This is a genomic window from Clostridioides sp. ZZV14-6345, assembly GCF_020657775.1.
GTDB classification, from domain to species: domain Bacteria; phylum Bacillota; class Clostridia; order Peptostreptococcales; family Peptostreptococcaceae; genus Clostridioides; species Clostridioides difficile_D.
On record NZ_JAGWCX010000275.1, the window covers coordinates 1 to 202 of the forward strand.

At 32.2% G+C, this 202-nt stretch carries 1 pseudogene; it reads right to left on the reverse strand.

The window, feature by feature from the left end:
* Nucleotides 1-202: pseudogene (locus tag KGF39_RS19755) on the reverse strand (cell wall-binding protein); the annotation flags it as partial.

Below are 202 nucleotides of genomic sequence, written 5' to 3' on the forward strand. Positions count from 1 at the left end.
GTTATTATTAGAAGTATTAGCAGGTGCAAAGTACTCAAATCCATCAGGTCCTTTAAATACTCCTGATTGTATAATGCCATCATTATTAAAATAAAAATGTTTACCACCTATAATTGTATAACCAGTTGAAATTACAGCAGTGTTAGGATTAAAGTAGTGTTTTTTTCCGTCAATAGTTTGCCATCCAGTTACTGCAACAGCA